We start from the raw sequence: 7060 nt of genomic DNA on the forward strand, positions 1-7060 counted from the left end.
TTAAACAATTGTAGGGTGCGCAGTGCGCACCTTACGGAGGGTTGGTGTGTCAAATGATTCTGCTGGGGTGCTGCGCGCGCACTTTACCGCTAATTATGTAGTTTAAAGCGATCGCAGCTTCTGGGCCAAAACATCGACATAAGGTTCGCTGCTGTGCTGGTTCACAACCATTTCGTATCCCCGCTGCGCTTGAGATTCAGCTTCTTGAGGATTTTTTAGCAAATGGACTATCGCCTCCCGCAAACCTGCTGCATCTCCCACATCTACCACTTTGGCAATATCCGGGGCCGCTAAATAATCGACCATACCTTGAGTCCGAGTAATGACAACGGGCCGCTTGCAGGCCATTGCTTCCAGCAAACCCTGCACTCCAGCAGCATATTTATTGTCGACCAAACAAACTGCAATTACGTCTGCATCGCGGTAAAGCTGCACTAAATCCGGCCATTCGTAGAACTTGCGGGACATATTTTCTGGCATAGTATCGGGGAAAGCTTGCGATAAAGCTTTGGCATCTTTAGAAAAACCGCTAATTTTTACGTCAACATCTAAGTCAGCAGTTGCTGCTGCTAAGAGTCGGTAGTCGCGCTTTTCTAATCCGACGCTAACAACCGTTTGCCGCTTTTTCTCGCCAGAAACGGGGCCGGGTGTGAAAAACTGGGTGTCTGTCTGGTCTAGATGCACTAAAATCCGGGATTCAGGTAAAGCTAAATAACTGCGGAGGAAGTCAGTTTGAGGGCTGGCGCAAGCCATGAACACGTCAATTTTGTCAGCCAAACCAAATAGTTTCAGGGCGACGCGGCCGCGCAGCCGATCGATATTGTGGAAATGTACAACAATTTTCGGGCGATCGGGCAATTGACCGCAAACCGCCGCCATTGGAATCCCAATGTCCTCGCCGTTACAAAATATCACGTCGTCGCTGCTGACTTGCTCGGACAATTTGCGCGCGGCGGCCCAATGTTCGGGTTTAGAAGAAATTTTCGATCGCAGCTTGTCACTCAACGAGATCGCTTCGCCATCCGGGGCGTGAACGGTGGCATTTAAGCTCTCTCTGAGGGCCCGCAGGACGTGGCGAGGGCATTTGCCGAGTTGTGCATCGCGGTCAATTCCATCTAGGTCTATTTTGCGACCTAATGCCAAATGGTATTTCAAACTATTCTCCTTATAATTATCCTGGTGCTGGCACAAATTATCTAACCTCAGAAGATTCTATCCTCTGCTGTTGAAAGTGCTGGTGCGATCGATCAATTTTAGATTTTAGATTTTAGATTTTAGATTTGACTCTACAGATAAATCTCGGGGGTTCTCCCTAATGTGTGAATTTTTTTGAGTTCCACCAATCCTGTCTGGGGCTTGTATCGCAACGGCGCTGGTCGATTTTAGATTTTAGATTTTAGATTTTAGATTTGACTCTACAGATAAATCTGGGGGTTCTCCCTAATGTGTGAATTTTTTTGAGTTCCATCAATCCTGTCTGGGGCTTGTATCGCAACAGTGCTGATAGTTAGGAAACCGGGTTTATCGACACCCGCGCGCAAATCCTTTACGAATCAAAAACAGTGACACGCGCCGATCGATTCCAAGGACTTAAGCTTTTATGCTGAAGTTAGCTAAAGCATTTATGTTTAACCTCATGTATATTTCTCCAGAGCAAGACCAAAAAATTCGCTACACCCTGCGCGAGTGCGGTCAAGAAGCTTACAAGCTCGCAGCCGAACCTTTTGAAGTTTCCGAGAAAGGACCCAACGACTACGTGACGAGTATCGATCAATACCTAGACCGACAACTATCGGCAGCATTTAGCGCTTTGTTTCCTGAAGACGGCTGGATCACCGAGGAAAACAGCGCCTCCAGAGCAGCTTACCGCGCCAATTACCAGCGCCTCTGGTGCATCGATCCTCTCGACGGAACTGAAGAATTTATTCGGGGAAAACTGCACTACGCTTCGATGGTGGGGCTGCTGCTTGAAGGGGAACCGGTGGCCGGCTGGCTCTACGCCCCGGCTTTTGACCAAATGTATTTTGGCGGCAAAGATTGGGGATTGTTCCAAACTGTGGGATCTCAAGCGCCGCAGCCGATCGCCCTGTGCAAACCCCCGGCCCCGACAGCAGAAAATTGTAAAATTATTCTCGGAGACAAAGACCAGAAAAACTACGGCCGGGCGATCGCCCAAAGCATCCCGGGAGCAGAATTTTACTCGCTGGGCAGCTTTGGTTTAAAAGTGATGGAAGTTATCTTTGGTCGAGCCGGTTTGTACCTGTATCTCAACGGCAGAGTTAAAGTGTGGGATACCGCCGGCCCTCTGGCTCTAGCAAAAGCAGCCGGATTGGTTTGTTGCGACTTGCAAGGTCAACCGCTGAGGTGGACTAAAGATGCGATCGAGCCGGAGACTCTGGCCCACACGCAGTCAATCGCGATCGGCTGGCCGGACTACATAGAACCTCTGTTGGGCAAAGTTCAACAGGCAGTGACAGGCTTGTAAACCCGTTTAAGATTAAAGAATCTGCCGATTTTACGTGAACCGGGCCTCTGCACCCTTATCATCAATTAAAGGAGCAACAGATTGTTTGTGTTCCCAAACATCGATCGTTCCCTAGCTGTTGGGTATCGCCTAATCATATTTCCCACCTCCGCGAGTTTGCATGAAGACAGAAGCTTTCAGTGAGCTATTCCCTCTATTTAAGGGTGCTAACCCAGAAACCTTGGGAGGGCTGCTATCAAATGCCGTCAAGCATGAGTATCCCCCGGGCCGAGCTGTGGTGATGGAGGATTCATGGGGCAACGCGATTTACTTTGTCGTGTCTGGCTGGGTAAAAGTCCGGCGCTTGTCAGACGATCGAGCTGTATCAATGGCTATTTTAGGACGGGGTGCCTTCTTCGGCGAAATGGCTATTCTTGACGAATCTCCCCGATCTAATGATGTACTTGCTCTATCGCCCGTGCGGCTTCTGAGCGTCACAGCTCAGCGATTTATTCAAACCCTGTTTAAAGACCCGCAATTGCACCACCGGATGCTGCAACTGATGGTACGGCGGCTGCGCCAAACCAATCTCCGGTATCAACTCCGCAACCGCCAGCCAGCGGTTAAACTAGCAAATACTTTAGTCGAGCTGGCAGAAAACTACGGTCAGAAAACTGCTGAGGGCAAAGATATCTTCAATATTCCTTATGAAGACTTAGCTGATGTCACAGATATCACCCTAGATGAAACCAGCAAAATTATGGAAAAACTCGATAGTAAAGGTTGGATCAAAATTGATCCCGACCGCCAAACTATCCATTTGATCAACCTCAAGCACTTGATTAATTTGGCAAGTCAATGACTGATGTTACTTCTTTGGATACCTCGTCGGCTGCCGGCAACCGTCAGGGGCAACTAACAGCACCGACAATTCAATATTCGGTGGCGATGCCCAATCCTGAATCCCACCTGTTTGAAGTGACTTTGCGCGTGCAAGGTTGGTCGAAGCCGGTTCTGGATTTAAAAATGCCTGTCTGGACTCCCGGTTCTTACTTGGTTCGAGAGTACGCCCGCCACCTGCAAGATTTTAGCTCGCTAGGAGGCGATCGAGCTTTACCTTGGCGCAAGCTCAGCAAAAATCACTGGCAAATTGAGACCGATTCGGTATCAGATGTCACGGTTCGCTACCGCATTTTTGCCAACGAACTGACAGTGCGAACCAATCATTTAGACTCGACTCACGGTTATTTCAATCCGGCGGCTTTGTGCTTTTTCTTGCCCGGTTTTGAGCGCCACTGCTACACCGTGACAGTTGTGCCGCCTCAGCCCCAATGGCGCACCGTTTCTACTTTGCCGCCTGTTTCCGGCCAAAATCTTACTTTCGCTGCTGCGGATTTTGATACCCTTGTCGATAGTCCTTTTGAGATTGGCTGTCACGAAGTATACGAGTTTGAAGTGATGGGAAAACCCCACCAGCTAGTGGTTTGGGGAAAAGGCAATTTAGAACCAGAGCGGGCGATTCGAGACATCCAAAAAGTTATCGAAGTCGAGGCAAAAATGTTCGGCGGTTTGCCTTACGAACGCTATGTGTTTTTCCTGCATTTGTCCGGCTCTGGTTTTGGCGGTTTGGAACACAAAGAGAGCTGCACTCTGAACTATCCGCGTTTTGGCTTTCGGGCTAAAGAAAAGTACGAACGCTTTATTCAATTGGTGGCTCACGAGTTTTTTCATCTCTGGAATGTCAAGCGCATTCGACCGAAAGCTCTCGAAGTATTTGACTACGAACAAGAAAATTATACTCCTTCTTTGTGGTTCTCCGAAGGCACTACCAGTTATTACGATTTGGTAATTCCTTTTCGAGCTGGGATCTACGGCGTGAAGGGTTTCTTTCAAAATCTGGCTAAGGAAATCAATCGCTTGCAGACTACTCCGGGGCGGAGCGTGCAGCCTGTCAGCGAGTCGAGCTGGGATGCTTGGATTAAACTTTATCGCCGGGATGCTAATAGCGACAATTCGCAGATTTCCTATTATTTGAAAGGGGAAGTTGTTTCATTTTTGCTCGATTTGTTGATTCGAGCCAGACACGGTAACGAGCGATCGCTCGACGATGTGATGCGTTTGATGTGGCAGCAGTTTGGCAATGCTAATTCGGCCCAAAACGGCGATTTTGACCTGAAGTCGGAAACAGACGCCAAGGCGGCGCACCTGATATCCAACGGAGAGTTAAATTCTCCTTCGCTGCCGGCCGAAATAGGCTTTACTCCCGAAGAGTTGCAAAGTGCGATCGAGTCCGTCGCCGGCATCGATTTGAGCGACTTTTTCGCCCGCTATATAGACGGTACAGAAGAGTTACCTTACAACAAATATCTCGAACCTTTCGGGCTGCAAATTTGGGTAGATGAAACTGACCAAACGCCTCGCATCGGTTGGACGTTGGCATCGGAAAACGGGCGGGAAATGGTTAAATTTGTCGAAGTAGGATCTCCGGCACAATTGGCGGGAATTGACGCTGGGGACGAGTTGCTGGCGATCGAAGGTTTTCGGGTAAATTCAGAACAAGCGGGCGAGAGGCTTAAAGATTATCAGCCCGGGGACACAATAGAGGTGACGGTTTTTCACCAAGACGAACTGCGGACTTGTCGCGTTACTCTCGCCCCGCCGCGACCTGGCCGTTACTCGATCGTGCCGGTGGAACAGCCCACTGCTATTCAGAAACAAAACTTTACTGGATGGCTGGGAGTTCCTTTATCGAAATTGTGACATAAATGAAGGGGAAAGGGAAAGAAAAGACAAGAAGGAATCAGGCTGAATTCCCAATTCCCAATTCCCAATTCCCAATTCCCAATTCCCAATTCCCAATTACCCATTTTGATTATGCAAACCCCACCTCCTCCATCAATTACGCCCCGCCAGATGAATCTGCTGAGAATTGTTGCTTCTATGGCCTGGGCTGACGGCGAACTCGCGACAGAAGAAGTTAATTTAATGCTCGATCGCTTTTGCGGTTTGTTTGCCCCAGATACCGACGGACAACAAATGCAACAAGAATTGCGGGATTACATCATGCAAAATATCCCCCTTGACGAGTTGATCGGTCAACTAGAAACTCAAGATGAAAAGGAATTAGTCTTGCAACTCGGCTATGAAGTGATTTCATCTAGTTCTCGCACTCCGGACGAACCAAAAATTAACGCTGAAGAAGCGGCAGCTTATCAAAAATTAGTGCAGTTGCTCAATCTTCCAGAGGATGCGGTCAAGCGTATTGAAGGAGAAGCATCGCCGGGAGGTACTTCGGATGGAATTGTGGAGAAGCTGGCTAAAAAATTAGAAAAGTTCATCAAAGGTTAGTTCGGGACTTGCGCGCGCTTGGCTTAAAAACCCGGTTGATTCCTAGATTTCTCGTTACTAAACCTGAAATTTTTCGTAGAAACCGGGAATAAGCCCCCCATGCGTAAATCTTGTTAGGTAAGTATCGGAATAATAATTTTCTGAGTGCAACTATTTACAACTAAAGCTGAAGGGAAAGGAAGCGGATGGGGACTACCAATTTCCTACCATATAGGAACCCAAAAACACCAGAAAGTTAAGAATATTTTTCATCGCCGGGAACGGTAACAGAATTGGCGATCGCCCTTCCCGCGCACAGCCTTCCCCTTAACGATAATTAGGGACTTAGGCAAAGCCTAAATCCCTAATTGAGCTACCGATTTTTGGCGATCGCTGAAAGTGAATCCAAGCAGTCATTAGTGCGGTAACTTGCTGAGGGCGTGCCAAGTTCTATAGCCGACAATTCCATCTTGCGGTAAAGCCTTGCTGATTTGCAATTGTCGCACTGCTACATCTGTCATCGTCCCGAAGAATCCGTCAATCGCACCGAAATAGTATCCATTGATTTTCAAGACATTCTGAACAATTTTAACAGCATTACCAGAACTGCCCTTCATGACGATCGGCATATTCACAGGTGCACCAGAGTATAGTGCTTCCCAAGTGATAGAAGCCACAATCCCATCTTCTTTTAAAAAGACTCGGTGTTGATAGCCTTTGACGGCGTTTTGAACTTGGACGCCGAAGATACCGTCCATCGGGCCGAAATAATATCCCCAATGATATAGAAGCTGTTGTAGTTCCTTGACAGCTTGACCTGTTGAACCAATTTGTAATGTGGGTTTGTTTACTTCAGCGGTTTCAGCAAATGCAAGACTTGATTGAGCAGTAGTATCGGCGACGAGAGCCATAGTTTCATTGTTCAAGCTTCTTTCTTCGGTGTACATAATGCGGTTCCTCTCAACATTTAAGTTTTGGTCTTTGATATTTCAGGTATAACTAATAGGTTTTGCGACTGCACAGTCGCTTCTTATAGTGACACTTTTGTGTGCTAGCACATTTGAGTGTCACTCATTCGAGTTAAGTAGAACTACTTAATTAAACGTAAAATACATCGCCGATCTAAAGCATTGAGGTCGAAACAGAAAATTTGCTCAATTTCTCCTGGCTCGAAGGAATAGACATCTCCAAAATAGTAACATTTTGTGGTACAAGAAGATCGTAAAGCTTTTTTGAGACAGAAACATGAGCGACATCCTGAATCATATT

The 7060-nt window shown here is 47.5% G+C and carries 6 protein-coding genes; 4 read left to right on the forward strand and 2 right to left on the reverse strand.

The window, feature by feature from the left end; genetic code table 11:
• Positions 1-102: 102 nt before the first annotated feature.
• A complete protein-coding gene (locus E5S67_RS06805; RefSeq protein WP_172186310.1) occupies positions 103-1155 on the reverse strand; it encodes a glycosyltransferase in 1053 nt (350 codons plus the stop codon).
• Positions 1156-1600: 445 nt separating this feature from the next.
• Here E5S67_RS06805 and E5S67_RS06810 point away from each other — a divergent pair, with 445 nt between their 5' ends.
• The 4 genes from E5S67_RS06810 (at position 1601) to E5S67_RS06825 (ending at position 5812) form a co-directional block, all read left to right on the forward strand.
• Positions 1601-2485, forward strand: coding sequence for a 3'(2'),5'-bisphosphate nucleotidase CysQ family protein (locus E5S67_RS06810; RefSeq protein ID WP_172186311.1), 885 nt, complete (start codon positions 1601-1603; stop codon positions 2483-2485).
• A 160-nt stretch (positions 2486-2645) separates the two neighbouring features.
• Positions 2646-3326: a Crp/Fnr family transcriptional regulator gene (locus E5S67_RS06815; protein WP_172186312.1), complete on the forward strand. Its 681-nt coding sequence runs from the start codon at positions 2646-2648 to the stop codon at positions 3324-3326.
• Positions 3323-5224, forward strand: coding sequence for a M61 family metallopeptidase (locus E5S67_RS06820; protein WP_172186313.1), 1902 nt, complete (start codon positions 3323-3325; stop codon positions 5222-5224). Before E5S67_RS06815 ends, E5S67_RS06820 begins: the two co-directional genes overlap by 4 nt.
• Before the next feature lie 114 nt (positions 5225-5338).
• Positions 5339-5812 (forward strand): tellurite resistance TerB family protein, encoded by a 474-nt coding sequence (locus E5S67_RS06825; RefSeq protein WP_172186314.1) that lies wholly within the window; start codon positions 5339-5341, stop codon positions 5810-5812.
• A 395-nt stretch (positions 5813-6207) separates the two neighbouring features.
• Here the strand turns inward: E5S67_RS06825 and E5S67_RS06830 are convergent, their stop codons facing one another.
• Positions 6208-6738, reverse strand: coding sequence for a peptidoglycan-binding domain-containing protein (locus E5S67_RS06830; protein ID WP_172186315.1), 531 nt, complete (start codon positions 6736-6738; stop codon positions 6208-6210).
• Between the last annotated feature and the right edge of the window lie 322 nt (positions 6739-7060).

Origin of the sequence: Microcoleus asticus IPMA8 (genome assembly GCF_013179805.1) — a bacterium.
Taxonomy (GTDB): domain Bacteria; phylum Cyanobacteriota; class Cyanobacteriia; order Cyanobacteriales; family Microcoleaceae; genus Microcoleus; species Microcoleus asticus.